The following is a 26,074-nucleotide window of genomic DNA, read 5'->3' on the forward strand; positions in this document are numbered from 1 at the left end:
TATGCCTCAAGGAGCTACAGAAACAAGTACACTCAAAGTGGGCGATCAAGCACCAGATTTTACGTTGAAAGCCCATGGTGACCGAATGGTTACGTTAAGTGAATACAGAGGCTCTAAAAATGTATTTTTATGTTTTTATCCTCTGGATTGGACACCTGTCTGAGGAGCGCAAATGCCTTCATACGAGGATGATTTACCTCGTTTTGAAGACTTTGATACCCAGGTTCTGGGTATAAGTGTTGACAGTGTACATAGTCACGAAGCATGGCAAAAATCACTTGGTGGAATTTCATACCCGTTGTGCGCTGACTTTTATCCTCATGGAGAAGTGTCAGAAAAATATGGTGTCCTACGGAAAAATAAAGACGAACCAGCATATGGAGCGTCTGAACGTGCCCTCTTTATTATTGACAAAGAAGGTATTGTACAGTTTATTGACGTACATCCAATTGATAGACAACCAGACAATGAAGAATTGTTTGATGTTTTACGTAAACTGTAATTCAATGCCTCATTTGTGGAAGGAGGTTTGGTATGGAACTTTCAAGAAAAGCAATTCCTTATACACCAATGGGTAAGCCTTTGCATGAATCAACAATAATGATTGTTTCCACTTCTGGTGTTCACTTGAAAAATCAAGAACCTTACAATACAGAACCATCTGAAGGTGATTCAACATTTCGCGTCATTCCAGGAGATGTAGATGCAAATGATTTAACCGTAACACATGCGGCACCGAAGGAGCATTATAATACTGATGCACCTAAAGAAGATATTAATTGCGTATTCCCAATTGATCGGTTAAGGGAAATGGTTGATGATGGAGATATTGGCGGAGTCGCAGAAAAACATTTAACGATGATGGGCTATTCCATGCGGTTAAATAAAATTAATAAGGAAACGATTCCGGCCCTTGTAAAAGAGGTCGTTCGCTCAAAGGCGGATGCTGTTTTGTTAACAGCTGGCTGACCTCTTTGTCACCGCACTGTAGTTACAGTGCAACGTGGAATTGAGGCACAAGGGATCCCGACAACCCTCATTACATTAGATGTTGAACAGTCAGGGTTGATGAGACCTCCCCGTGCCATACATCCGAAAGGGTTTGAGTTTGGCCATTCCTTAGGAAAGCCAAACGACAAAGAAACACAACGAAAAGTGTTAGAGGCTGCACTTTTCGAATTACCAGAAAGACAAGAACCTGGTAATATTCATGAAGCACATTTTCCAACGTATTAAAAAAGGACAAGCAATTGCTTGTCCTTTTTGTTATGTAAGTATTTAATTATAGTCCCGTCCTTTTCCTGAATCACTAATTTCAATTAATTGATTAGGATACGGGTTAAAATAACTTTGTTCCAAGAGCTTTGTTTCACCAAATCGAATTAACCAGGACTTTAGCAGTGATGTTATTGTACTTAATGGTATCCTCTTTTCACTATATTGTGTGAGATGATCGGCAAAAAAATGCTGTTCCTTATCTATTAACAGATGCTTAAATTTATGAAAAATCATTTTACACACCTTTACATTAGATGTGTAACGGGGTGCTTTTTGAAAGAGTTGTAATAAACCTTGTTCATACTGATGAAAAAGTTGTTCTGTCTGTTCTGTTTGTCGGGCAATAAGTTGTTTTAATTTTTTGTATTGGGTTTGGTTATATGCGATAAATAAATAATGATGTTTATGATGAAAATGTTTTAAACGTTCTACAGAATTTGCTGTTCTTATGCGTCGAAACTCGCTCAATGTAAACAACTTTGTAAAAAAATGTTCTCGTATGATGAAATTTTTTAACCGGCCTTCTTCTTCAACAACAATGGACGGGTATGCATTTAGTATATGGGAAGCAAACAATCCACTCGTTTTTTCAACAACAGGTGATTTTTCAAATTTGGCATACACTTTCGCATCGCGAATCCCGCAAGTAGGGGAACGACCTTTTAAAATAAACCCATCTATATCATTCTTTAAGGACGAAACATATTCCATTGAAAATTTGTTCATCTTCTCAGTTAAATCTTCTCTCGTTGATGGCTGCATTAAACGAGGTTTATAAAAATCTTCTTTCACCAGACGAATTGTCTCCCGTGGTACACCAAGTCCAATTTCTACTTCTGGACAAACGGGCCGGAATGTCACATGGTCTTTTAATTTCGAAATTGTCGAGTCACTTAACATATCTCCGTTATATCGACAAGCGCCGAATTCAAGACATTTACTAACTACTACAACTGGCTTTGTGAAGTCTCCCATCGTATTCCTCCAAAAGGATGTTCTATGTTTCCCCATATTTTCCCCAAAGGAGGAGAAATCATGAACTCGGGGTGGCGGAAGACTATAACTTTTTCGTAATCATTCGTTCCCATACTCTCCAAGGTAATGATTGTTTCAGTTTAATTGCAAATGAAACTCCTCTTCCTATGGGATACCGAAAACTCGGAGCGGGATGGTTTGCTACTTGTACAATTTTGTTTATCACTTCATCAGGGGGAGAAGCATTATCGGCAGTATTTTTGACTCGATTAAATATTGACTTTATCTCTTTTTCATAATGTGAGTCTTTTTGTATTTTGACCGACTCTAATCCCTTTGACCAAATGTTCGTTTTGTAGGATCCAGGCTCGATTAAGACGACATGAATACCTTTTGAACGGAGTTCCAACCGGAGGGATTCACTAAACCCTTCAACCGCAAACTTTGATGCCGCATATGGTGCCATAGCTGGGAAACCAATTTGGCCACTTATACTGCTGATATTAATGATTTTCCCTTGTTTCCGATCTCTCATAGATGGTAAGACAGCTTTCGTTACTTCAATTAATCCGAATACATTTACATCAAATTGTTTACGCCATTTTTCCATTGTGATTTCTTCAGTAAAACCACCTTGTGCAAATCCGGCGTTATTAACTAACACATCAATCGTTCCATATTGTTTCAAAATGTCACCAACAACGGTACGAATATTATTGGAATCAGTAACGTCTAATGGGATAACCTTAATTGATTCACGAACATCCTCCTTAAATGCTGCTTGTAATAATGATTTCTGTTTGGTTATATCACGCATTGTTGCACATACAAAATATCCTTCCTTCGCAAGCGCAATACTTGTAAGTAAACCAAATCCACTAGAAGTACCTGTAATTAGGGCAACACGTTTCTCCTTTATTTTGAATTTCATAGCAATCCTCCAACGAATTTTATAGGTTCATTTTAACATGAAAGAAATCCTTCTTATTTTTCGTTTTTGTTTTAAGACGGGGAAATCAATTTTATATATACAATTCAACAGAAATATATATGGGGAATTATGTTAAAATAGCAATACGTGCAGACTCTACTACAACGAGAAAAATTAATGTAATGTTAGGAGGAACTCCATGATTGAAGCAATTGATCAACAAGTGATGCACAGCTATCCAGGTATGGTAGCTCTCGTGACTGTAACCAGTAAAGAAGAAAATAATATTATGGCAGCAGGATGGCATTCATATATCTCGTATGACCCTCCTATTTATGGAGTTGCGATTGGAAGAGAACGCTATACATATAAATTAATAAAGGAAGCAGGTACATTTGCTATTAATTTCCTTCCGTTTGAAAGGGCCAAATTTATCCAACAGGCTGGAGTCTACTCCGGTATAAATGTAAACAAATTTAAAAAGGGAGAGATGGAGTATTTCAAGGGCGAAGTGACGAATTCTCCTATATTAAAAGATGCCTATATTGCTTATGAATGTGAGACGATAGACCGAAATACATATGGTGACCACGATTGGTTTGTAGGGGGTATCGTACAATTTTATCGAGACAATGAAGTATTTACAGAAGGTGGATTGCCAAACTTTGATAAACTTTCAATACCTTTATACATTGGACATTCTTTGTATACGAGTGTCAATCGAGAAAGTGATTTTGTGTCACGTCAAATAATAGATAAAGATTAACATGTTTTATAAGTCGGGTAACAAATTGGGGGGAGAGAGATGGATACCGCATCAAAAGAAATTCGCTGGAAACAATTATTCGATAATTTTGACAAGGTTTTAATGATTTTAAAAAAATATAATCGTACTACGTTAGATCGTGACATTGAAAGAGCAGGATATATACATTATTTTGAGATGGCAATGGAACATAGTAAAAAAGTTTTACATGCCTACTTAGAAGCGAAAAACATTCATGTAGATACCTATAGAGAAGCTGTGAAGGAAATGACAAAGTTGGGAGTCATAGAAGAACAGCGTCCGTGGTTTAAAGCTCATAATAGACGGAACCTGCCTATGTATATTTATCATGAGAAATTATCAAAAGAATTAGCCCAGGAAGTACATGATCATTATGTGCCGATGTTAAATGAGTTGTATGAAAAGCTAAGGGCGAACTTTTAACGGGATCAATTTTACCTTCAGGCAGTATAGTTTTTCTCGTAGAATCAAACTGATAAAATGGTATTGAAATTCCAACTATGAAAGGACTTTAAACAATGTCAAATATAGAAATACCTGTTTCGGCTTTGAACTTAGCCCCTCTACGTCAAGGACAGCAGCCAAAAGATGCGATAGATGCTATGGTCGATTTAGCTCAATCAGTTGAAAAGATGGGGTATACACGTTACTGGATTGCAGAACACCATAACACTCCAACATTAGTAAGTTCAGCAACAGCCATCTTAATCAAGCATACGTTAGAGCATACAGAACATATTCGGGTAGGTTCAGGCGGAATTATGCTACCAAACCACTCCCCGCTGGTAGTGGCAGAGCAATTCGGTACGATGGCGACGATTTATCCAGACCGTTTAGATCTCGGTCTTGGCCGAGCTCCTGGTACTGATATGGTTACTGCAAGTGCTTTACGAAGAGCGAAGAGTGACTCGGTTCATACATTCCCGGAAGACGTAAAAGCACTTCTTACTTATTTTGGACCTGAAGAAAAACAAAGCTATGTGAAAGCTTTTCCAGGTGTAGGCTTACATGTGCCAATTTATATTCTTGGTTCTTCAACTGAGTCTGCAATCCTTGCTGGTAAGCTCGGACTACCGTATTCATTCGCATCACACTTTGCCCCTACATATATGGCTGATGCAATTGCTTTATATCGTAAGCATTTTCAACCTTCTGAGTATTTAGAGACACCTTATGTAATCATTGGGGCTAATGTCATTGCATGTGAAACGGATGAAGAAGCAGAGCGAGAATTAACAACGATGCAGCAATTTTTCTTAAATGTTGTAAGAGGCTCCAGAACGCCACTAAGCCCACCTGTTGAACATATGGATGAAATATGGAACTATTCGGAAAAAAATATGGTCAATTCAATGACGAGTGTAACGTTTAAAGGAAGTAAAGAGACAGTCAGGCAACAGCTAATTGATTTCCAAAATCAATTTAACGTTGACGAGATTATGGCTGTAACGTATATGTATGAACCTTCTAAACAAAAACGTTCATATGAAATATTCAAAGAAATTGTTGATGGACATTAAAATGGTGAGCACTTTTCCTGAACAGGAAAAGTGCTCATTTTTGTAGAAAGAGTGGAGAGGCGAATTGTATGGGGGGGGAATAGTGCTATGAAAAATCATAAATATACAATTTATCTTCTCTGTTTAACCATTATTGCTTTAGTAATTTCACTAAGCATAGTCTTCTATAGTCATAAAAAACAAATCTCAAATGTAGAAGATACTTTATTTGCAAACGAATTCAGTGATCGGTTAAACAAACTCGAACATTTATCGATGTTATTAGAAACAGTGTCTGTAAACGAAAGGAATGAACAGTTAATTCAGAAGTTAATCACAAAGCGTCAACCCGATTTTACACAAGAATTATCTACCATTTATAAGTCTTCTCTTTTTTACTATTTACGCAATTTTGATGTGGAATTTTACGGTATAGTTAATGCGATAAACGGTAAGCAAAACCCTCTTACAAATGATGAAATCAACAAATTATCAGAAAAAATATTATTGGTTAGGGGGACTATGATGAAATCGATAAAATGGAGTAGAGGTTACGATGGTAATTACTATATAAAATTTGAACTTGATGAAGATCAGTTTCAAGACGTCTTACTCGAACTAAGAGAAATAAAGAACAGTATTAAATAGCCCAACATTTTTATATGTTGGGCTTATGTTTTTATTTATGATAATGCAAATGTTTTTTTCGTTAAGTTAATAGATTGAGGAGAAATTGGCTTTATATTTTTACGATTTGCGATAAATTCTGGTCGAGGTGAAATGTTTGCAAATGGATCTACAAGTTTATTTTCAATACTATTGAATACGAAGAAAACATTACTTCTTGGTAGTGGGGATATATTGCTATTAGAACCGTGCATCGTATTACATTCAAAGAACAAGACAGAACCGGCGGGCCCTGTTGCACTATCAATTTTACCGCCTTTTTCTAGTAACCAATTAATACTATCGTGGTCAGGAACACCTATATTTTGCATTTTTAAAGATTGTTCGAAATGATTTTCTGGTGTTTCTCCTACACATTGAATATAGTATTTATGTGATCCTGGGATTAATAATAACGGCCCGTTATAATCGTGGTTGTCTGTTAAAATAATGCTACAACTAACAGCTCTCATACGAGGCATCCCGTCTTCCATATGCCATGTCTCAAAGTCAGAATGCCAATAAAAATCTTTCCCTTTAAAGCCAGGTTTAAAATTAATACGAGACTGGTTTATGTAAACCTGGCTCCCTAATAATTGTTGGGCGATGTTTACGATTCGCTCATGTGTAGAAAGATTTTGGAAAAATTCATCATTATTGTGTACATCAAAAACGGAACGAATTTCATCACTTTGCGCTTCTTTCACGACATGAGGTTCGTTAACAGATTTGTTTTCATTCATGTTGCGGTCCAATTCTCTTTGTAATACTTCTACTTCTTCTTTTGAAAAGAGGTTGGGTAAAAATAAATAACCATTTTCTTCGTATGATTGAAGTGTGTTTCGATCTAGTGGTCCATCTTTTTCTGTGGAGTTGTGAATTACTGGATCTTTCCTTTCCAAAATTGTAGGTTTACCTTTTACTCGAGAAGGATATACATCTTCCATCATTCATTCACCCCTTTGTTAGAATTGACCAAAATTTTTTGGCAAGTTCAGTATATTGCTTTAGCAACCGTTAAACAACTCTGCCAACAATGAATGTATGGCGATGTAATTGACTGACAGTTCATTACGTAAGTGTAATTTCAACTTATCTAATTTTGCGGCCCATATCTCGTGTAAGCACCCTGAATTGGTTGTCAAAAGGAATACAAACGGGAAAAAGGAGAAAACTTCGATAATGAGTGGTTAGTATACAATTATCGTATATTACCTTATAATAAGGGAAATTATGTCATTGGTATTAACGAAAGAATTTAATTAGAGGAGTTTATATGAGAAATATAATTGTTATGATACCTTTCATTTTCATTTTATTTAGTTGTAATAATGAAAAATTGCTAGAGCCAGACACACCTACAAATGCTTCTACACTAATGAAACACCAAATGAATATTGATCATTACGATGGTTTTAAAGCATTATTTTATGAGCAAGAGGTCAGTATCTCAAACATTACTTTTAAAGAGTTACAGAACATAACGACAACAGGTACAAGATATCAAACATTTGAACTATTAACTTTCGATAATGGAGAAATGCTTTTAATAGAATTTGTCCGCAACTTAGAGGATAATGAAGAATATCAAATTGTTAACGTGAAAAAGGTGCCGGACGAAATGAAGGAATTATTTACACCGTAATTATTGGAGTACTATAATGCACTCACCGCTGAACCTCCTTTTGTATCTTGAATATTATAGGCAAAAGGAGGAGATTTTTTATGTTAGATTTTCCATCACAGCTCTTTTATACGGTTAGACAAGGAGACACTATCTATCAAATCGCCAAAAAATGGGAACTTCCTATTGAAACCATTATTGCTTCTAACAATTTAATTCCACCGTATACGATCTACGTTGGTCAACAACTCGCCATTCCCCCTGGTGTTACATTATACCGAGTCAAACCTGGTGATTCTATTTTCCGAATCGCGCATTTCTATGGAATCCCCACCTCAACCATTATTGAAGTAAACAATCTCCAATACCCATTTACAATTTATCCTGAGCAACTGTTATATATACCACCTGGTGTTTCGTATTACGTCGTTCAACGAGGCGACACTTTGTATGAAATAGCAAAAAGATTCAATGTTATAACAACTGGTCAAATAAGACCTGAACTGATACAACAAATAAATCAAATTCCGTCAAACACAATTTTTCCTGGCATGAGGCTTACTATCCCACATGTACCCCCAGGTGATGATGAGGGAGTGATTGCATATACAACGAACCGAACTGGGCATTATGACATTTGGAGTTATAAACCGCGAAATGGACGACATAAACAACTTACAAAAGGATTAGGAGATTCATTCTCAGTACCTTATTGGTCTCCCGACAGTCAAAAAATTGCCTTTGTTGGGAAACATTATATATCGTATATCTTGGATTACGTAACACGAAATGTAGCTAAGTGACTAAGGGTGAAGTGCATACGTTAGACTGGTCTCCTGATAATCAACATGTAGCTTATACGAAACAAAATCAAATTGTGATATATAATACGGCAACACATAAAGTATTAACAATTCATCAAAGGGTGCCTCGAAATGTTCAATGGTTTCCAAATGGTACACAACTACTGTATGAAGCTCCAGATGAAAGGGGATTAAGTCAATTATTTCGTATCAATATAAACGGTTCAGGAAAACAACAAATTACGAATAATCAACAAGGACCACTAAATCACGTGCGACTCTCTCCTGATGGTCGGTATGTCTTATATACAACGCCAGGATCCAAACAATTGATCTCTGGACAAATCAGTTATTCGAAATACCCGGAGGGCCTCTTGTGAAAAATTATTACCCAGAATGGTCCCCCGATTCATTAAATATTGCTTACAGTGCGACAGCATTTCCAGATCGTGGGTACTTTTCCCTCATTCGAATTTCAAAAAGAAACGGAGAGCATGACCGTACGTTGTCTATTTCTGATTGTTTTGCAACACCTGTTTCATGGTCAACTGATAGCAAAAAAATTGTTTATATATCCGGTTGTAAAGGTCAACCCTACCTATGGTAGTGAAGTATGGTATATAGATGTAGATCACCCGGCACCTAAACAATTAATAAGAGGAGGTCGTATTACATCATTACAATGGTCGCCCACTCCTCAAGCTTAAAAGACCCAGACACATTTAAACTGCACCTCGAACATCTTTAAATTGTAAAGCACATGTGGTCACACACATCTAGAATAGACTGTTACACGATATCCATCTTTCCCTTTTTCTTTCCATCTTAATTTGAAGAGATGGGATTTTTTTATTGTAAAAATCAAAAGTTTGGGGATGTTAACAAAAAAGGGAAGGTGGCTTACATGTATCCATTTACGCATTATAAATTGAATGAAACGGAAAATGGTGTGGAAGTTATTTTATACTTAGATGATAACATGACAGAATTTGCAGATGAGCTCGGTTCACAATCAGAAGAAGGTAAACAAAAGCTTGAAAACCAAGCGATTGGTTATATTAGAAACATGTTACCTTCAATTAAAGTTTCCACAGTGAAAATTATGGCTGGAGCGATGTTAGTTTCATCACTGGGATTTGGTGCAATTGCTCCTAATACTGCTTCTGCTGCAGAAGTGAAAACGACTCAACAACATACTGTCTCAACTGGTGATACGCTATATAGTTTAGCTAATAAATATGATACAACCGTTGATGCGATTAAAAAGACGAACAATATGAACTCAGACTTTCTACGTGCGGGAGAAACGTTAGCCATTCCATCAGGAACAACACCTGCTCCAACCGAAACGACAACGACTCACCAAGTTACACAGGGAGATACGTTGTTTAGTCTGGCACAAAAGCATAATACAACTGTGGACGCGATTAAAAAAGCGAACAATATGAACTCAGACTTTTTGCGAGTGGGCCAAACGCTAACCATTCCATCAGGAACAACATCTGCCCCAACCGAAACGACAACGACTCATCAAGTCGTACAAGGAGATACATTATTTAGTCTAGCTCAAAAACATAATACAACTGTGGACGCGATTAAAGAGGCTAACAATATGAATTCAAACTTATTATCAGTAGGTCAAACATTAACGATTCCTTCTGCAACAACATCTGCTCCAACCCAAACGACAACGACTCATCAAGTCGTACAAGGAGATACATTATTTAGTCTAGCACAAAAGCATAATACAACTGTGGACGCGATTAAAAAGGTGAACAATATGAGTTCAAATTTTTTGCGGGTCGGCCAAACGCTAACCATTCCATCTGGGACAAGCTCAACACCTACTACCTCACCTGCTCCGGCAACCGAACAAACAACAGATTTAAGTCAAGAGGATATAGAGTGGTTGGCGAAAATGATTTATAGTGAAGCTAGAGGCGAATCGTTAGAGGGGCAAATAGCAGTTGGGGCTGTTATTATGAATCGAGTTGAAAGCCCGTTATTTCCAAACACCGTCAAAGAAGTACTATTTGAACAAAGTAACGGTGTTTATCAATTTACACCTGCCAAAACGGGTTCTATCAATACAGCGAATCCTAATGGCCAAAATATGGAGGCTGCTATGAGGGCAGCGAACGGTGAAGATCCAACAAATGGGTCGTTATATTTTTACAATCCTGATAAAACAAACAGTCAATGGTTGAAGAGCCGAACGGTATCTACTGTTATCGGAAACCATACGTTCGCTTTTTAGATGCAAAATCCGCTGAACGATTTGTTCAGCGGATTTTTTGTATTTATACATTTTTTCCATTTAAAGGATATTAAAGACCGAATATCGAATCAGAATATATTGCCTTAAAAGGAGAGTAAGGAATATGATTTCGATATACCAATTAAAACCATCCTTTCAAAAAATACTACGCCCTCTAACGAATAAACTTGCCACGAACGGAATGACCGCTAATCAAGTTACGTTATTTACAATGATAATGTCAATCATAACGGGGTTATTGCTCTACTTATTCAACGAACATATTTGGATTTATTTTTATATCCCAATATTTTTGTTCATTCGGATGGCATTGAATGCGATAGATGGTATGTTAGCAAAAGAACATAACATGAAATCACCATTAGGAAATATGCTAAACGAACTTGGGGATGTTATTTCTGATAGTGCCATTTACTTAGCTTTTATAGTAGTAACGGGTTTCCAACCTTTTGTCATCGTGCTCGTTGTTCTCGCTTCTATCATTAGCGAAATGGCTGGAGTTTTAGGAAAATCAATCGGCGCATCAAGACGATACGACGGGCCTATGGGGAAAAGTGATCGGGCATTTATATTTTCCGTCATATCTCTTTTACTAGGATTGCAAGTTCCGATATTCCCTTTTGTGAATTATGTATTGTTAATTGTAGCATCTCTTATTCTACTTAATACATATATACGTGTGAAACATGCAGTTGCGGAGGTTACAAACCTATGACAATTATCCCTGGTGGAATTTTACTAGTGCTCATTTTTATATTTTCATTATTAATTACTGGTCATATAATTGTTTATTTGTTAAGAAAGAAGATACCTTCTAAAGACTATCACGAGTTAATATTACGCATTCAATCATGGTGGTATATTTTTTTAGGTTTCTTCATTTTTATCGTACTCAATAAAACATTAGCCATTATTACACTTGCCTTTTTAAGCTTTTTAGCGTTAAAAGAATATCTCTCTCTTATTCCAACAAGACGTGCAGATCGTAGAGTGCTATTTTTCGCCTATTTAGCAATACCAGTTCATTACTATTGGATTGGTACCGAATGGTACGGAATGTTCATTATTTTTATTCCTGTATATGTGTTTTTATTCATTCATATTTTAATGATACTCATTGGGGAAACGAAGGGGTTCTTAAAAGCGGCAGGAACTTTGCATTGGGGACTTATGATAACCGTATTTGGTTTTAGTCATTTAGCGTATTTTATTGTAATGCCGAATAATCCGAGTTTACCTTCTAGTAACATTGGGCTTGTACTATTTATCGTATTGTTGACCCAATTAAATGATGTGTTCCAATATGTGTGGGGGAAAGTGTTAGGTAAACGTAAAATTATTCCGAGCGTCAGCCCAAATAAAACAGTAGAAGGCTTTGTCGGAGGAGTTGCTACTACAACGATTTTATCCGTATTATTAGCACCTTGGTTAACTCCGATGAACATAGCTATGTCAATCATAGCCGGGATTATCATAGGAATTGGAGGATTTGTTGGGGATTTAACAATTTCAGCTTTTAAACGGGATCTTCGTGTAAAAGATACCGGTCATACGATCCCCGGGCACGGTGGCATTTTAGATCGGATTGACAGTTTAACTTTTACTGTTCCTGTCTTTTTCCACTTTATTCGCTATTTTTATTTTTAAAGGGGAATAACGATGTTACAAAAACTATTTTTCTTATTCATTATACGCCCAATTCTACTGATTATTTTAGGCATGAATGTTCGTCATAAGGAAAGATTGCCTAAAAATGGTCCCGCTATATTAGTCGCTAATCATAATAGTCACTTAGATACACTAGTGTTAATGAGTTTATATCCGTTACGAGATGTAAAAATGATTCGACCAGTTGCAGCAGCTGATTACTTCTTAAAAAATAAATGGATCTCTTGGTTTTCACGAACAATTATCCGTATTATCCCAATTGCAAGAAGAGGAACAAAAACACAGGACCCATTCAAAGAATTAAACGAATCGATTCAAAACAATGAGATTCTTATCTTTTTTCCTGAGGGATCCAGAGGAGAAGCAGAGCGGTTTGAAAAATTCAAAAGTGGTATTGCCCATTTAAGCGCGAAACACCCTACAGTACCAATTTATCCAATTTTCATGTACGGCTTAGGGAAATCATTACCGAAAGGCGATCCAATACTAGTTCCGTTTTTTTTAGATATATTTATTGGAGAGGCAGTTTTTTGGAATGGTAACAAAGATCAATTTTTAAAAAGGTTACATGATGACATTCAAGCTTTAAGAGATGAGGGGAGAATTGTTGAATGGGAGTGATGATTACAGGGTTTCTTTGGGGCTTTTCAGAAGCAACGCTATTTTTTATTATCCCTGATGTACTCATCACTCTCATTGCATTGAAAAGTTTTACTAAGTCTCTAAAACTATCTATCCTCGTCACAATCGGTGCTGTTATTGGAGGTAGTATCATGTATATAACCGGAGTAGAACATTCTGGTCGATTATTAGAGGTATTAGAAACCGTACCAGCAGTAGATGTTCAAATGATACATAATGTTCAAAGGGATACGGAAGATAACGGTTTATTGGATATGTTGCTGGGTCCGACGAAAGGAATCCCTTACAAGTTATTTGCAGCACAGGCATATCATGCAGGGGTCCCTTATTATTTATTTTTTCTAGTGAGTATTCCTGCAAGAATTGGCCGGTTTATGATCACTGCATTTATCGCGTCGTTTTTCGCTAACTTCATATTTAAATCGGTTCCATACAAAATAAAGGTTAGTGTATGGTCACTAACCTGGATTATAATTTACGCCATTTATTTTGCAAAGTTTGGATTTTAGTCATTATATTGTTTTATTCCAATGATTCAAAGTGTTTTCAATCTTCCTGACATAGTTTTGTGTCTCTTGAAAGGGAGGGATACCACTATACTTATCTACATTACCCGGTCCAGCATTGTAGGCAGCCAACGCTAATTTTACATTCCCATTATAACGGTCAAGCATTTGACGAAGATACTTCACGCCACCATCAATATTCTCCTTCGGATTATAAGGATTGTTTACTCCTAACCCTTTAGCTGTTTTTGGCATCAATTGCATTAGTCCGATTGCACCTGCGTGACTAACGACTGTTGATTTGAAATTAGATTCATGTTTCATAACGGCGGTAATTAAGGTTGGATCAACTCCATACTTTTGCGAGGCTTGTTGAATATAACCTTTTAGTTCTTTTGTTAATCCACTTGTCCCTTCTTGAGGGGCATTGTAAGACTGCAGTTTTTTGGATATTGGTACATACTTTTTAGTCAAAGTATAGCTATCAGTGGAAAGAGGTTTGTCGAAGCTGTTCATCGCATTGTATAGCGATTGATAAATTGATGATGAATAATGATGGTTGTTACTTTGTAACAGAATGGTTGTAAGCATTGAGTTAAATTTTGAATCATTTGGCGAATGTTTTCGATTTAACGATGGCCGATAATTGTTTATATGGAATAGTTGATTGAGAAGCTCTGCTCTCATTTTATACTCTGCTCCTTTTTATTAATCTATAAATATAATATCAAAACGGTAGATAAAGTCATTGGAAAAGATTGGTAAAGTTGATTTCTCCACTGTTACAGTGTACTATTCATGTAGTACACTATTTCTTTTGAAATTGGAGGTTTTTATCTTTGTATGCGTGGTTACAGTTAACGAAAAAAGAATTTCGACTAGGTTTACCAGCTCTATTAGTCCCGATTGTTATCTTTGTGTTTGCTTCAATAGTATCCTTTCTTATTGCAGAACAAAATGGATTTGGATGGGAAGGTGTATTTGGAGCGGCAATGTTTGTAGTAGGGCTGCAATTTTTTTACTTAGTTTACTATTTGCTTTATAGCTTACATTCAGAAAAGAAGAAGTTACATTTATGGCTACACAACCCTCTACCTAGTTATTTACTTTTATTAGCAAAAGTTGTAGCCGGATTAGTTTCGATGCTTATTACGTTATTGGTAACAGGGATAACCTTAATAGTATCGTTAAACCTTTCTAATGTAATGAACGACTACATTGAAAGGATTGGGCTAACTAAAGTCGTTTTTTTCCTAGGTAGTCATTTAATCTTAATTGCGTTAAGTTTAGCTGTATTGTTTTTATTCTTTTGGATGATTTACCTACTATATACACGTTTCTTCGGAACATTTTTAAGTTTCGTGTTTACATTCATCACATTTATTTTATTAGCAACTGTTTATGATTGGGTTACAAGTTCAGAATTATATGACATATTAACGAAATGGGGGGCAATACAAGTCAATATGTTAAAGGGATTCTCCGTTACCATTAATGATAACGGGAGCAATGTTATAGCCGAACCTGCGAATTTACATTTATATATTGGGTCTTATGTGTTTGAGACAGTACTAGCATTAATCCTTTTCTTCATCACTAGTTGGTTATTAGATAAAAGAATAGAGGTGTAACGGAGATGATGAATCATTTTCACTCTTCACAACCGATCTATTTGCAACTTGCCGACCGGATCATTAAAGAGATTATTCGTGGGGATTTAATCCCTAGTGATAAGCTTCCATCAGTTAGAGAAATGAGTATGCAAGCAGGTATTAATGCTAATACAGTACAACGAACTTACCGAGAACTTGAAAGAATAAAAATCATTGAGACAAGACGGGGACAAGGTTCATTTGTTACGGATAATCATGAAGTTTTACAATCCATCCGCTCACAGAAAAAACATGAAGAGATTGAAAAGTTCGTAAAGGAAATGCAGGCAATGGGGTATTCCAACTTGGAAATTAAGGGTGGATTAAGTGATTATTTGCAATCCGATAATGGAGGTGGAGAGATTTATGATTAAACTTGATCAAGTAACAAAAAAATTTATGAGAAAGACGGCATTACTTGATGTAGATTTACATTTAACGAAGGGGAAAATTATTGGCCTAGTTGGTGAAAACGGAAGTGGAAAGTCCACTACTTTGAAGCTAATTGCAGGACTTAATCATCCGACAAAAGGGTCAGTAACAGTTGGCGGAAAAACCGTGAATCGCCAAATTGCATCCCATGTTTCTTACTTGTCAGAATTAGATCAATATTACGGATTTTATGATGTAGGGAAAACTATTGATTTTTACTGTACACAATTTCCTGATTTTAATTATGAGAAAGCTGAGGAAATTCGTACATTTATGAATTTGGACCGAAGTGCAAAGTTAAAACATTTGTCAAAAGGGAATCGCGGACGATTGAAAATTGTGCTCACTCTTGCCCGAGAGGCCCCCGTTATTTTAATGGATGAACCCCTCTCTGGACTAGATCCGTTAGTCCGTGAATCTATAGTTAAAGGGTTAATATCCTTTATTAACTTAGAAAAACAGTTAGTCCTTATTACAACACATGAAATTAAGGAGTTAGAAAATATATTAGACGAAGTCATCGCAATAAAAGATGGTAAAATTATCGGTCACCAAAATGTTGAGCAGATTCGAGAAGAGGATAACATCGGAATAGTAGAGTGGATGAAGCGTTTATACTATTAATAAAAATGCGATTTGACAATTGTGTCATTCTTACATTGCCAATGAAAAAGGTGGGGAAAAATGGATCGAAGATTGTTTACAAAAGGGTTGTATTATCACCAGAAGAAACCGATGAATACTATGACAGTGAAACTAAGCATGACAAATAACGCTCTTACATTATTTCTAGAGCTCATTAGTTTAAAAAGGAATCTTATATAGAAGAACCGCTTCATGTGAAACGGTTCCCCTCATATTAATAGTTATTTACTCTTCTGTGCATCACTATTCGAAAAACCATCAACTTCAAAGATGTAAACACCACCTGCTTCGGAATCACCGGACCCTGCTGGTGCAAAGCTGTTTCCGAAAATATAACCTTTATATGGGTATGCTGACCAAAAGTTCGCTCCCGATGGGTCATAGAAAGCTATTTCTGATGGATTTATTGGATCAGAAAAGTCAACGACACGTACCCCTTCCTCATACCAAGAACCAGCAACCCAATCGCGGTCTGGAAATGTTCCGTAAAAGTGTGAAGTACAGAAATTAGCGTCTACATCTGTTGTAGGTGGCGACCAGTAACTCAACAACTGAGGATTCGTTGGGTCTGATATATCATAAAACCATAGTGCACCTGTAGGGGCTCCTTCAACTGTACACGCTGTAGGACCTCCAGCTGCACCGGCAAATTCATCATTAATGATTAAAATATTTCCTTCACTGTTGCTGTATGCGCCGTGGTGGATATTTATGGCAGGGTTATGGATAATCGAAATAATTACTGGATGATTTCTGTCTGATATATCCCATATTTGTGTTTCGGTAATTCCTCCACAAAAAGCCAAATCACGATCCAAGTCAAACCCTATATCGTGACAGCCTGGTGACGTGGGTAAAAGGGTCGTTCGATTTTCCATGTCCTCATATTCCGGTGAATTATCGACATCAGGAAACTCTAAAAACTTTACCGTCGGATTTTCAGGGTCGTTAATATCCACAATGGAAACACCATCTACGTCTGTAGCATCCAACAAGTTATACGAAGAAACATAAACTAATCCGCTATCTCCAGCGACGGAAAGGTTATGTGCGCCATGAATTGTTTCAGCGAAACCAACTGATGTTGGATTGTTTCGATTAGTAATATCAATGATTCTGACTCCTTCCTCACCTTCACCAGGACTACAACCTTGATTATCACTACTACTATCATGTGATTGCACTACATAATTTCCCCAAATATCAACATCTGAATGCCAGGATTCACATCCTAATGTCGATATTAATTTCGGATTTTCAGGATTAGAAATGTTATATAACCTAATGCCGCTATATTCACTTGCTCGATCATCCCAAGCACCAGAGCCGGCTACCATTAAGTTCCCTTGAAAGGCTAAATCTGTTCCGTATTCAAAAACGGATCGGCCTACTAAGTCCATATTGTTACTATGTAAATCATCGCTATGACTACCATTAATCATCGTCGGAAACAGTAGGATAAACATAAAACTAATCAAAGAAAACGATAACCATTTTTTTCTTTTTTTCATAACTCCCCACCTTTAATTTTTTGTTATATAAATTATCTGAAATTTTCGCTCAATTATCAATTCATCAAAAGTAATATAAAATGTAAAACGAAAGTATTAGGTGGGATTGTTACTCACATCATACCAATAGTGATAATACCTTGGGTGGGTAATTTCTTCTAATTATAATGAGTAACCATTGGAATGGTGCATATAAAAGTATGCAGAAACAACGATTACATGAACGAGGATTGAAGATTACTAAAACTCCCTTATTCGGAAATACTTAACTACTTTCAACTTTTTGTAAAATTACTTGAATAACAAAGATAAATAATGAGCTGTATAGGGCACAATGTTACGAATTGTGTTTTTATTTTGCACAATTTTTCGTTAAGAAATTACAGAAAGAGACCTGCTTTGGAAAGTTTTTTTCAGTGTTACATTTCTTTTTCCACACACATTATGACTAAGAAAAAGAAACAAAAACATCAAAAAAGAGGGGGGAGTTTTCATTACATGAAAAAAATTTATTTATCCGTAACTGCAAGTACTGTATTATTAACAGCTTGTGCTCCACAACAAGGCGCCAACCCTCAAGAACAGCAAAATACCAACAATATGAATAATCAAACAGAGATAAATGAACAAATTAACGTTCAACAAACGCGTCAAAACGGAAAAAACGACGTTACTAACATTGAAGCAGATGAATATTTCCTAGAGGATATTCGTGCCCAGTATGACCAAAATCAAGATAATGATAACTTGAAGATGATAATTGATGGGATTCATGTAAATACCGACCCTCCTGCGTTTATTGAAGGAGATGAAGTCTATATTCCATTAACTAGCGTTTCAACCCACTTTGAAGCAGGGGTTATTTATAATGATCATTCCAAGACAATTGGAATACACCGTGGCGAAACGGATATTGACATTGCAATAGAAGAAAATACTGCATCTATAAATGGTGAACAAGTGAAAGCACCAGAAATTATTACTCAAGAAGAAAATGTATTTGTACCTGTTTGTTTTATAGCAGAAGCATTAGGATATAAAGTTGAAAAAAATATTGAAGCAGACGAAGTACAGATTGAAACACATGAACCTGATACTGTAACGTTCGGATTTGATGTAGTTGATCAACACTTCAGTCAAGAAGCTATTCCTGTACAATCATCATATCAACAAACGTATACAGTACAGGCTGGAGACAGTTTATCGGTAATTGCAAAACGATTTAATACAACAGTTGAGCAATTAAGAAATTTAAACAACCTACAAAGTGACGTAATCCGTGTAGGCCAAACATTGGTCATTTCGAATAGACCTAATTCCTATACGGTTTCTTCAGGGGACACTCTTTTCAGTATAGCTAGAAAATTTGATATGACCGTTGATGAAATTAAGCGGTTAAACAACTTACCATCGAATACGATTAAAATAGGTCAAACTTTAACGTTAACCCCACCACAACAATATATTATACAATCTGGTGATAGCCTGTCGGTAATTGCAAAACGATTCAATACGACCGTGGAAGAATTAAGGAGATTAAATAATTTAACAAGCGATACTATCCGTGTCGGACAAACTCTTACGATTTCCGGAAATGCGGGGGAAACAAATAACCAAACGAACAATACTAATACGACCCAGCCTCAAAATTCTTACACTGTAGAAGCTGGTGATACTTTATCAGCTATAGCAAAACGATTCAATACAACAGTCGATGAAATAAAAAGGCTTAATAATCTTACGAGTGATATTATTCGTGTTGGGCAAACCCTAACGATTTCAGGACAGAAACAACAAGAAACGAACATTCAAAATGAACAAAAGACGTACACTGTTCAATCTGGTGATAACTTAACTGTCATTGCTAAACGTTTCAATACGACCGTTGATCAATTAAAACGAATAAATAATTTAACAAGTGATTTTTTGCGGGTCGGCCAAACCCTTATTGTTTCTGGTGATGCCGGCACAACACCACAAAATGAACAACCACAGCAACAAGAATCGCAACCTAAAACAACTCAACAAGGAGTTACAGTTAGTTATAAAACCCATACGGTTCAATCAGGAGACAACTTATGGAACTTAAGTGTCAAATATGGAATTCCTATGTTGGAGCTGGCGAAAGAAAATAACCTATCCATTAACAGTTCCCTGTCAATTGGTCAAAAACTCAGGATTCCCGTTTATAATGTTCCTGTTAAGTCAACTGTGAGTTCAAGACATGGGGAATTGTTAGACTGGTGGACTGAAGGAAGGTATGTTTTCCCTATCGGGAAAGAAGCAACGATTACTGATTTCCAAACAGGAAGAACGTTCAAAGTAAAGCATACAATGGGTGGTAACCATGCAGATGCAGAGCCGCTAACTTCTACAGATACACAAAGAATGAAGGAAATCTGGGGAGGAAGTTTCAGTTGGACACCCCGGGCTATTGTGATCTCTGTTGATGGTAGACGGTTAGCAGCAGCGATGCATTCATTCCCGCATAGCACGTGGGATATTAAAAATAACAATTATGACGGGCATTTTTGTATTCACTTTCAAAATAGTACGAGACATAAAGATGGTCTGGTTCAAGACAGTATGCAAAGGCAAGTCAGAATTGCAGCAGGTGTTAACTAAATCATATTAAATAGCTAAATAGGGGTGGATTAATATTCCATCCCTATGTACATTACATATAACATGAAACAAATAACTTCGGCGTTCACTTCTCATATATGGTATATTTAGTCTAATTGTGATTTGAAAGGATGTAAGGAATGAAAAAAGCTGTAGTATTAGCTGAAAAACCTTCAGTTGCTCGTGATATTGCTCGAGTATTGAATTGTCATAAAAAGGGTAATGGTTTCATGGAAGGCGAGAAATATATCGTGACTTGGGCATTAGGGCATTTAGTTACCCTTGCAGACCCGGAGATATATGATGACAAATATAAATCATGGAGACTTGAGGAGCTACCCATGCTGCCGAAAGAATTGAAGCTCGTTGTCATTAAAAAAACGAGTAAACAATTCCATACCGTAAAGAAGCAACTGCACCGAGCGGATGTTAAAGAAATTATAGTTGCTACAGATAGTGGCCGTGAAGGCCAATTAGTTGCAGAATGGATACTTGAAAAAGCGAAAATTCAAAAACCAACTAAGCGCTTATGGATTTCTTCAGTTACGGATAAAGCGATTAAACAAGGATTTCAAAAGTTAAAAAATAATAATGAGTATAAACCGTTATTCGATGCTGCAGTTGCCAGATCTGAAGCAGATTGGTATGTAGGACTAAATGCAACACGTGCATTAACGACAAAATACAATGCACAACTTTCCAGCGGACGAGTCCAAACTCCCACATTAGCGATGATTGCAACCCGTGAAGAAGAAATCAAAGCCTTTACACCGAAAACATATTACGGTTTAGAGGCAAAAAGCAACGAAGTTTCTTTTACTTGGCACGATGAGAACAATAATGCACGCACGTTTTCTAAGGATAAAGTAGAGAAGATAAAAAACACAATAGAGGGAAAATACGGAAAGATTATTCATATAGACAGAGTTGCAAAGCAAAAGTATGCACCCCAGTTATATGATCTTACCGAATTACAAAGAGATGCTAACCGTTTATTTGGTTTTTCCGGTAAACAAACGTTGTCAATAATGCAAAAGTTATATGAGCACCACAAGGTACTCACATATCCTCGCACTGATTCACGAGTCATATCGAGCGATATTGTACCAACATTAAGAGAACGTGTAAAAGCTTGTGGCGTTGAGCACTACGCAAAAGTAGCCAAAAAAGTATTACAGCGAAAAGAATGGAAATTACCAAAATCAGTCGTTGATAATGCAAAAGTTACAGACCATCATGCGATTATCCCAACAGAGCAGTCGGTCTTCTTAAAAGATTTAAATGATAAAGAGCGCAAAGTTTATGATTTAGTTGTCAAACGATTCTTGGCTGTATTATCAGAACCATATCAGTATGATAAAACAACTATTCAATTAAGTATTGGTAAGGAATTATTTTCTGCTACGGGCATAATGGTCAGACAATTAGGTTGGAAAGAAATTTATGGAGAAACGTCTTCCGATCAGAGTAATTCTAGTTTCCGGGAATTCCAGGAGGGAGAAGAGATAAAGGAACTTCGTATCCTGATAACCAGTGGAGAAACGAAGCCATCTTCAAGGTTTACTGAAGGGGAATTGCTTCAGGCAATGGAGAGTCCGTCTCGTTTTATGAATCATAGTGAGAAACATTTAGCCGGAACCTTAAATAAATCAGGCGGAATTGGGACCGTTGCAACAAGAGCTGATATTATAGAGAAGCTCTTCCAAAGTTCCTATGTGGAGAAGAAAGGTAAATATATATATATAACATCAAAAGGTAAACAGCTTTTGGATTTAGTCCCAGAGGACCTTCAATCACCTGCATTAACGGCAGTGTGGGAACAAAAGTTAAACCAAATAGCAGAAGGTAAGTTAAGCAGAAACGATTTTATTACTGAAATTAAAGATTATACAAAAGAAATTGTAAAAGAAATCAAAAATAATCAAGCAAAGTTTAAACATGATAATATAACTGGCACAAAATGCCCCGGCTGTGGGAAATTAATGTTAGAGGTGAACAACAAAAATGGCAAAATGCTTGTTTGTCAAGATCGTTCATGCGGTCATAAGAAAAACATCGCCAAAAAAACGAACGCTCGTTGCCCTAACTGCCATAAGCGACTAGAACTTCGCGGAGAAGGAGAAGGGCAAACATTTACTTGTAAGTGTGGTCACCGTGAGAAATTGTCTGCTTTTAATAAACGGAAACAGCGGGAGAAACAGCAAAAGGTTTCAAAGAAAGATGTGAACAAATATTTAAAGAAACAGGATGATGGATTTTCCAATAATGCTTTAGCTGAAGCTTTATCGAAATTTAAAACAAAGGAATAATCACGTGAGAGTGAATCAAATCGATTCACTCTTTTTTATTGAGTAAGTACAGCTAAAGTAGTAGGACTAATTTCCATTTTGAGGGAATTCCTAGTTAAATTGGTAGACTGTTACGCCGAAAAAACAAGCCTATTCGCTCATTTTTCTGAATTTTTAAACATTGTTGAACGAAATATTTTATAATTTGAATGTGGTTTACAATATTAAAGGAGGAGATGGAATGGCCTTACTTCACAAAAGAATAGGTGTCGGAGCTATTATTGCTGTGGCTTTATTGTTTGCAGCAATGGCTTTTAGCTATCAAAACTCTAATGCTTCCGTTTTAGGTGATACTGACAAATTGTCAGACAAGCTAGTGCAAACGTTAGAATCTGATGACGGTACACTTTATTACGATGTATTAATCGTGTTTGACGAACGTGGAAGTTCTAGTCAACTAGATGGGTATAACCGTGATTATCATGTGTATAATAATTTTCCAATTGCTCGAGTCTTATTAAATAAAGACGAAATCGCAGAAGTATCTCAATGGAACGAAGTACGATTTATTGAGCCGAACCAAAGCATGAAGTTAAATAATGCTGAAGGACGAGAAATGACGAATGCAGAAGAAGTTCAAGAAGCATTAGGATATACTGGTCAAGGCGTGGAGGTAGCGATTATAGATACTGGACTTGATGGCTTACACCCTGATGTTCAACATAACCAGTATAGAAACTGGCAAGTAGGCGGAACAATCTTTTTACGCGACGGCTTATACGCTAGTACTACTCCTGATAACACAGATTTAGAAACGATTGTATTTGATGCTGAAGCAGAAGCTGGTGTGCCAGTTAACAATGATGAGTATGGTCACGGTACTCATGTATACGGTACGATTGCCGGAAATGGTGAGGCATCTGATGGTGAACTTCGTGGTATGGCACCAGAGGCAACAGTTCATAGTTACAGTACATCAACAGGACTTTTCTTAGTGTATACCGTTGAAGCTTATGATCACATTATTGATCTGGTGAAAAATGGCGAAGCTGACATTCGTCTCATTTCTAACAGTTGGGGGTCTAGTGGTTGTGATTTTAACCCTGATAACGTGACGAATGAAGTAACAAAAACGGCATTTGATCTAGGAATTTTAAGTGTATTTGCGTATGGTAATGATGGTTCAGCAAGTAACACATGTAATCCATACACTACTGCACCTTATGTTCTAGGAATCGGTGCGACAGATAAAACGTATTCGTTAACTGGATTTTCTTCTCGTGGTAAAGAAGATGGAAATTTTGATCGTGAAGCTGCTTTAAGTAATTTTAAGGAATACTTAGCTGCTACAGATGAAGAGCAGGCAAATTGGAATTTCACTGAAAAACCAATTGCATTACACCGCCCTTCTGTTGTAGCACCAGGGGCAGATATTGTCTCTACACAAAACCCAGCTCATCCAATGACTACAAGTGGAACGTACTATGGTTCAGCTAGTGGTACATCGATGGCAACACCAATGGTAACTGGTGTTTTAGCGTTAATCATCGATGCTTATGAACAGAATAATGATGGACGCTTATCGCCAACAGACCTTATTCGTCTAGTTGAGGTAACGGCAAATACAGAGGTAATGAATGGGTATCAAGAATTTGAAGCAGGAGCAGGATTCATTGATGCAAAGGCAGCAGTTGAACGTGCGGTTAATAATGATATTCCAACAGAAGTAACGGATGAACATTTAGTCAAGTTTGAAATGCCTGAAAACGTGGTTGTTAAAAGCAAGCCATATGAAGGTACTGTTTTAATTAATTCTTGGCAGACAAACGAAGGATATGAGACACATACATTCAAAGTTGAAGAAGGTGCCCTAAAAGCATACGCTGATATTACCTGGGCAAATGACCTGGAAAATGTTTATATATCCCTTTATGGACCAGGTGGAGATGTCACAGATGTTAATGCAGCCGACGCCCAATCTGCTGGTCTATTAGATACTAGTTCTGAACGTTTTGTGGAAGTATTGTTCCCAGAACCAGGAACATGGACCGTACGTATAGATGGTCGTAACAATACGATTACGGATTACAACGGAAAATGGGAAGTCACATACCCAGAAGTAGTAAATCATGCACCTGAAGCAACACTTGATGTAACACCTGAAAAAGTATCAGGCAATGAAGATATTAATGTTGCTGCAAAAGTTCTAGATAAACAAGGTGTAGAGGACGTAGCAGAAGTAAACTTGACAGTTGAGTCTTCGAACGGAAAATTATTATATCAGTTTACAAAAGATGACTTCACTGCAGTGGATGGTCAATTACAACTTGAAGCATCTGACCTTAAGTTAACAGGAAAAGCACCATGGATCTTAAAATTACGAGCTACAGACGTAGCAGGTGAACAGGTTTACAAGCAGGCATTAGTAGGAAGAAAATAACTGTTAAAAAAATAATTCATATTGATAGTAAAAAACTCCCCATCTGTCCTATGACATATATGGGGAGTTTTTTATTGAAGGATAGATGAGAAAGGCATTTGTTGTTTAAATGTAAAATGAAAATGATAGAGGGAATTTTGATGTGAATTACTCGATTCCGTTCTCACTTAGAGAAGGGAATTTTTTTGATAAGATTTTCTAATATTGGTTATAAGTTTTTTTAGATGTCAGTATTAGAATGAAAATTGCCGGAAGTAACCAAGTCATGAGATGGTTACAACAACAGAAAATTGATATCGCTATAACTGGCGAAATCGAAAAAAAACGACAAAATTTTTTCAAGTCCAATTGTTGAAGATGAGTTAATGCTCATAACCCCTGCTGAAGGAAAGTGGGAGTGCCGAACCTTTGCTGAATTGTTAAACAATGAATGGATTATAAGAGAGGAAGATTCTATACACGTTGTTCATTTGAAAAAGCACTTAAAGAGCAAGGGTATTCAATGAAAGGCGTAAATATAGCAGCTAAAATGGGAAGTACGGAAGCAGTTATTGCTGCTGTAGAGGCAAATATGGGAATATCTGTGATTTCATCATTAGCAGTTGAAAAAGCAATTCAAAACCGTAATGTCAAAGCCTTTCAATTAAAAGACTTTAATGTAAGTAGGACCTTTTACGTTTCCTGTTTACGGGATAATATAAACTTACCGCCTGTTTCGTCATTTCTTTCGTTTATAAAGAAGTGTTAAAAAGATTCAATACACTATTACTCATTCCATATGATTAAATCGTTTATTATCGAAAGCGGTTCTACGGTTCTAACAT

28 protein-coding genes are annotated in these 26,074 nt (G+C 36.6%); 23 read left to right on the top strand and 5 right to left on the bottom strand.

Annotated features, from left to right (window positions below):
- Position 1 precedes the first annotated feature (1 nt).
- From NLW78_RS05420 to NLW78_RS05430, 3 genes are read left to right on the top strand one after another with little or no spacing between them, the layout of a single operon-like run.
- Entirely contained in the window at positions 2–502 is a 501-nt protein-coding gene (locus NLW78_RS05420) for a redoxin domain-containing protein (protein WP_302328423.1), read from the top strand.
- 32 nt (positions 503–534) lie between these two features.
- Positions 535–969 carry a glycine/sarcosine/betaine reductase selenoprotein B family protein gene (locus NLW78_RS05425; protein WP_254495958.1) on the top strand — a complete coding sequence of 145 codons (435 nt, stop codon included), beginning with the start codon at positions 535–537 and terminating at the stop codon, positions 967–969.
- Positions 970–996: 27 nt separating this feature from the next.
- Positions 997–1,236: a hypothetical protein gene (locus NLW78_RS05430; protein ID WP_254495959.1), complete on the top strand. Its 240-nt coding sequence runs from the start codon at positions 997–999 to the stop codon at positions 1,234–1,236.
- A 42-nt stretch (positions 1,237–1,278) separates the two neighbouring features.
- Here NLW78_RS05430 and NLW78_RS05435 read toward each other — a convergent pair whose 3' ends face one another.
- Both NLW78_RS05435 and NLW78_RS05440 read right to left on the bottom strand, forming a co-directional pair.
- Positions 1,279–2,253 carry a YbgA family protein gene (locus tag NLW78_RS05435; protein WP_254495960.1) on the bottom strand — a complete coding sequence of 325 codons (975 nt, stop codon included), beginning with the start codon at positions 2,251–2,253 and terminating at the stop codon, positions 1,279–1,281.
- A gap of 82 nt (positions 2,254–2,335) precedes the next feature.
- Positions 2,336–3,184 carry an SDR family oxidoreductase gene (locus NLW78_RS05440; protein WP_254495961.1) on the bottom strand — a complete coding sequence of 283 codons (849 nt, stop codon included), beginning with the start codon at positions 3,182–3,184 and terminating at the stop codon, positions 2,336–2,338.
- Positions 3,185–3,383: 199 nt separating this feature from the next.
- Here NLW78_RS05440 and NLW78_RS05445 point away from each other — a divergent pair, with 199 nt between their 5' ends.
- The 4 genes from NLW78_RS05445 to NLW78_RS05460 all read left to right on the top strand — a co-directional run bounded on the left by NLW78_RS05445 (position 3,384) and on the right by NLW78_RS05460 (position 6,118).
- Positions 3,384–3,950, top strand: a complete 567-nt coding sequence (locus NLW78_RS05445; RefSeq protein ID WP_254495962.1) for a flavin reductase family protein — start codon at positions 3,384–3,386, stop codon at positions 3,948–3,950.
- Between the two features lie 39 nt (positions 3,951–3,989).
- A complete protein-coding gene (locus NLW78_RS05450; RefSeq protein WP_254495963.1) occupies positions 3,990–4,394 on the top strand; it encodes an HI0074 family nucleotidyltransferase substrate-binding subunit in 405 nt (134 codons plus the stop codon).
- A 95-nt stretch (positions 4,395–4,489) separates the two neighbouring features.
- On the top strand, positions 4,490–5,491 hold the full coding sequence (locus tag NLW78_RS05455) for an LLM class flavin-dependent oxidoreductase (protein ID WP_254495964.1): 1,002 nt from the start codon (positions 4,490–4,492) through the stop codon (positions 5,489–5,491).
- An 87-nt stretch (positions 5,492–5,578) separates the two neighbouring features.
- Positions 5,579–6,118, top strand: coding sequence for a hypothetical protein (locus NLW78_RS05460; RefSeq protein ID WP_254495965.1), 540 nt, complete (start codon positions 5,579–5,581; stop codon positions 6,116–6,118).
- Between the two features lie 35 nt (positions 6,119–6,153).
- Here the strand turns inward: NLW78_RS05460 and thpD are convergent, their stop codons facing one another.
- On the bottom strand, positions 6,154–7,083 hold the full coding sequence (gene thpD / locus NLW78_RS05465; RefSeq protein WP_254496102.1) for an ectoine hydroxylase: 930 nt from the start codon (positions 7,081–7,083) through the stop codon (positions 6,154–6,156).
- A 329-nt stretch (positions 7,084–7,412) separates the two neighbouring features.
- Here thpD and NLW78_RS05470 point away from each other — a divergent pair, with 329 nt between their 5' ends.
- The 9 genes from NLW78_RS05470 (at position 7,413) to NLW78_RS05510 (ending at position 13,660) form a co-directional block, all read left to right on the top strand.
- Positions 7,413–7,781, top strand: coding sequence for a hypothetical protein (locus tag NLW78_RS05470; RefSeq protein ID WP_254495966.1), 369 nt, complete (start codon positions 7,413–7,415; stop codon positions 7,779–7,781).
- 80 nt (positions 7,782–7,861) lie between these two features.
- A complete protein-coding gene (locus NLW78_RS05475) occupies positions 7,862–8,563 on the top strand; it encodes a LysM peptidoglycan-binding domain-containing protein (RefSeq protein WP_254495967.1) in 702 nt (233 codons plus the stop codon).
- Positions 8,560–8,943 carry a TolB family protein gene (locus NLW78_RS05480; protein WP_254495968.1) on the top strand — a complete coding sequence of 128 codons (384 nt, stop codon included), beginning with the start codon at positions 8,560–8,562 and terminating at the stop codon, positions 8,941–8,943. The genes NLW78_RS05475 and NLW78_RS05480 overlap by 4 nt, the downstream gene beginning before the upstream one ends.
- Positions 8,940–9,170, top strand: a complete 231-nt coding sequence (locus NLW78_RS05485; RefSeq protein ID WP_254495969.1) for a TolB family protein — start codon at positions 8,940–8,942, stop codon at positions 9,168–9,170. Before NLW78_RS05480 ends, NLW78_RS05485 begins: the two co-directional genes overlap by 4 nt.
- A 297-nt stretch (positions 9,171–9,467) precedes the next feature.
- On the top strand, positions 9,468–10,820 hold the full coding sequence (locus NLW78_RS05490; RefSeq protein WP_254495970.1) for a LysM peptidoglycan-binding domain-containing protein: 1,353 nt from the start codon (positions 9,468–9,470) through the stop codon (positions 10,818–10,820).
- Positions 10,821–10,944: 124 nt separating this feature from the next.
- Positions 10,945–11,556: a CDP-alcohol phosphatidyltransferase family protein gene (locus NLW78_RS05495; protein WP_254495971.1), complete on the top strand. Its 612-nt coding sequence runs from the start codon at positions 10,945–10,947 to the stop codon at positions 11,554–11,556.
- Complete coding sequence (locus tag NLW78_RS05500; RefSeq protein WP_254495972.1) at positions 11,553–12,488, top strand: phosphatidate cytidylyltransferase; 936 nt, start codon at positions 11,553–11,555, stop codon at positions 12,486–12,488. Before NLW78_RS05495 ends, NLW78_RS05500 begins: the two co-directional genes overlap by 4 nt.
- 12 nt (positions 12,489–12,500) lie before the next feature.
- The gene (locus tag NLW78_RS05505; RefSeq protein WP_254495973.1) at positions 12,501–13,130 is read left to right on the top strand and encodes a lysophospholipid acyltransferase family protein; all 630 of its coding nucleotides are present in this window, start codon (positions 12,501–12,503) and stop codon (positions 13,128–13,130) included.
- Positions 13,121–13,660, top strand: a complete 540-nt coding sequence (locus tag NLW78_RS05510; protein WP_254495974.1) for a hypothetical protein — start codon at positions 13,121–13,123, stop codon at positions 13,658–13,660. Before NLW78_RS05505 ends, NLW78_RS05510 begins: the two co-directional genes overlap by 10 nt.
- Positions 13,661–13,663: 3 nt before the next feature.
- Here NLW78_RS05510 and NLW78_RS15545 read toward each other — a convergent pair whose 3' ends face one another.
- A complete protein-coding gene (locus NLW78_RS15545; RefSeq protein WP_302328424.1) occupies positions 13,664–14,344 on the bottom strand; it encodes a lytic transglycosylase domain-containing protein in 681 nt (226 codons plus the stop codon).
- Positions 14,345–14,496: 152 nt separating this feature from the next.
- On the opposite strand from NLW78_RS15545, the gene NLW78_RS05520 reads away from it, so the two are divergent.
- Genes NLW78_RS05520 through NLW78_RS05530 form a run of 3 tightly spaced genes read left to right on the top strand, consistent with a single transcriptional unit; the run spans position 14,497 to position 16,365 of the window.
- On the top strand, positions 14,497–15,288 hold the full coding sequence (locus NLW78_RS05520; protein WP_254495975.1) for a hypothetical protein: 792 nt from the start codon (positions 14,497–14,499) through the stop codon (positions 15,286–15,288).
- 5 nt (positions 15,289–15,293) lie between these two features.
- Complete coding sequence (locus tag NLW78_RS05525; RefSeq protein WP_254495976.1) at positions 15,294–15,683, top strand: GntR family transcriptional regulator; 390 nt, start codon at positions 15,294–15,296, stop codon at positions 15,681–15,683.
- On the top strand, positions 15,676–16,365 hold the full coding sequence (locus NLW78_RS05530; RefSeq protein WP_254495977.1) for an ATP-binding cassette domain-containing protein: 690 nt from the start codon (positions 15,676–15,678) through the stop codon (positions 16,363–16,365). Before NLW78_RS05525 ends, NLW78_RS05530 begins: the two co-directional genes overlap by 8 nt.
- Positions 16,366–16,607: 242 nt before the next feature.
- Here the strand turns inward: NLW78_RS05530 and NLW78_RS05535 are convergent, their stop codons facing one another.
- The gene (locus tag NLW78_RS05535; protein WP_254495978.1) at positions 16,608–17,897 is read right to left on the bottom strand and encodes an LVIVD repeat-containing protein; all 1,290 of its coding nucleotides are present in this window, start codon (positions 17,895–17,897) and stop codon (positions 16,608–16,610) included.
- A 498-nt stretch (positions 17,898–18,395) separates the two neighbouring features.
- On the opposite strand from NLW78_RS05535, the gene NLW78_RS05540 reads away from it, so the two are divergent.
- The 4 genes from NLW78_RS05540 (at position 18,396) to NLW78_RS05555 (ending at position 25,998) form a co-directional block, all read left to right on the top strand.
- Positions 18,396–20,522 (top strand): LysM peptidoglycan-binding domain-containing protein, encoded by a 2,127-nt coding sequence (locus tag NLW78_RS05540; protein ID WP_254495979.1) that lies wholly within the window; start codon positions 18,396–18,398, stop codon positions 20,520–20,522.
- Positions 20,523–20,662: 140 nt separating this feature from the next.
- Positions 20,663–22,831, top strand: a complete 2,169-nt coding sequence (locus NLW78_RS05545; RefSeq protein ID WP_254495980.1) for a DNA topoisomerase III — start codon at positions 20,663–20,665, stop codon at positions 22,829–22,831.
- 220 nt (positions 22,832–23,051) lie between these two features.
- The gene (locus NLW78_RS05550) at positions 23,052–25,250 is read left to right on the top strand and encodes a S8 family peptidase (protein WP_254495981.1); all 2,199 of its coding nucleotides are present in this window, start codon (positions 23,052–23,054) and stop codon (positions 25,248–25,250) included.
- Positions 25,251–25,680: 430 nt separating this feature from the next.
- Positions 25,681–25,998 carry a LysR substrate-binding domain-containing protein gene (locus tag NLW78_RS05555; RefSeq protein ID WP_302328425.1) on the top strand — a complete coding sequence of 106 codons (318 nt, stop codon included), beginning with the start codon at positions 25,681–25,683 and terminating at the stop codon, positions 25,996–25,998.
- Positions 25,999–26,074: the final 76 nt, after the last annotated feature.

This window comes from Salirhabdus salicampi, from assembly GCF_024259515.1.
GTDB lineage: Bacteria > Bacillota > Bacilli > Bacillales > Alkalibacillaceae > Salirhabdus_A > Salirhabdus_A salicampi.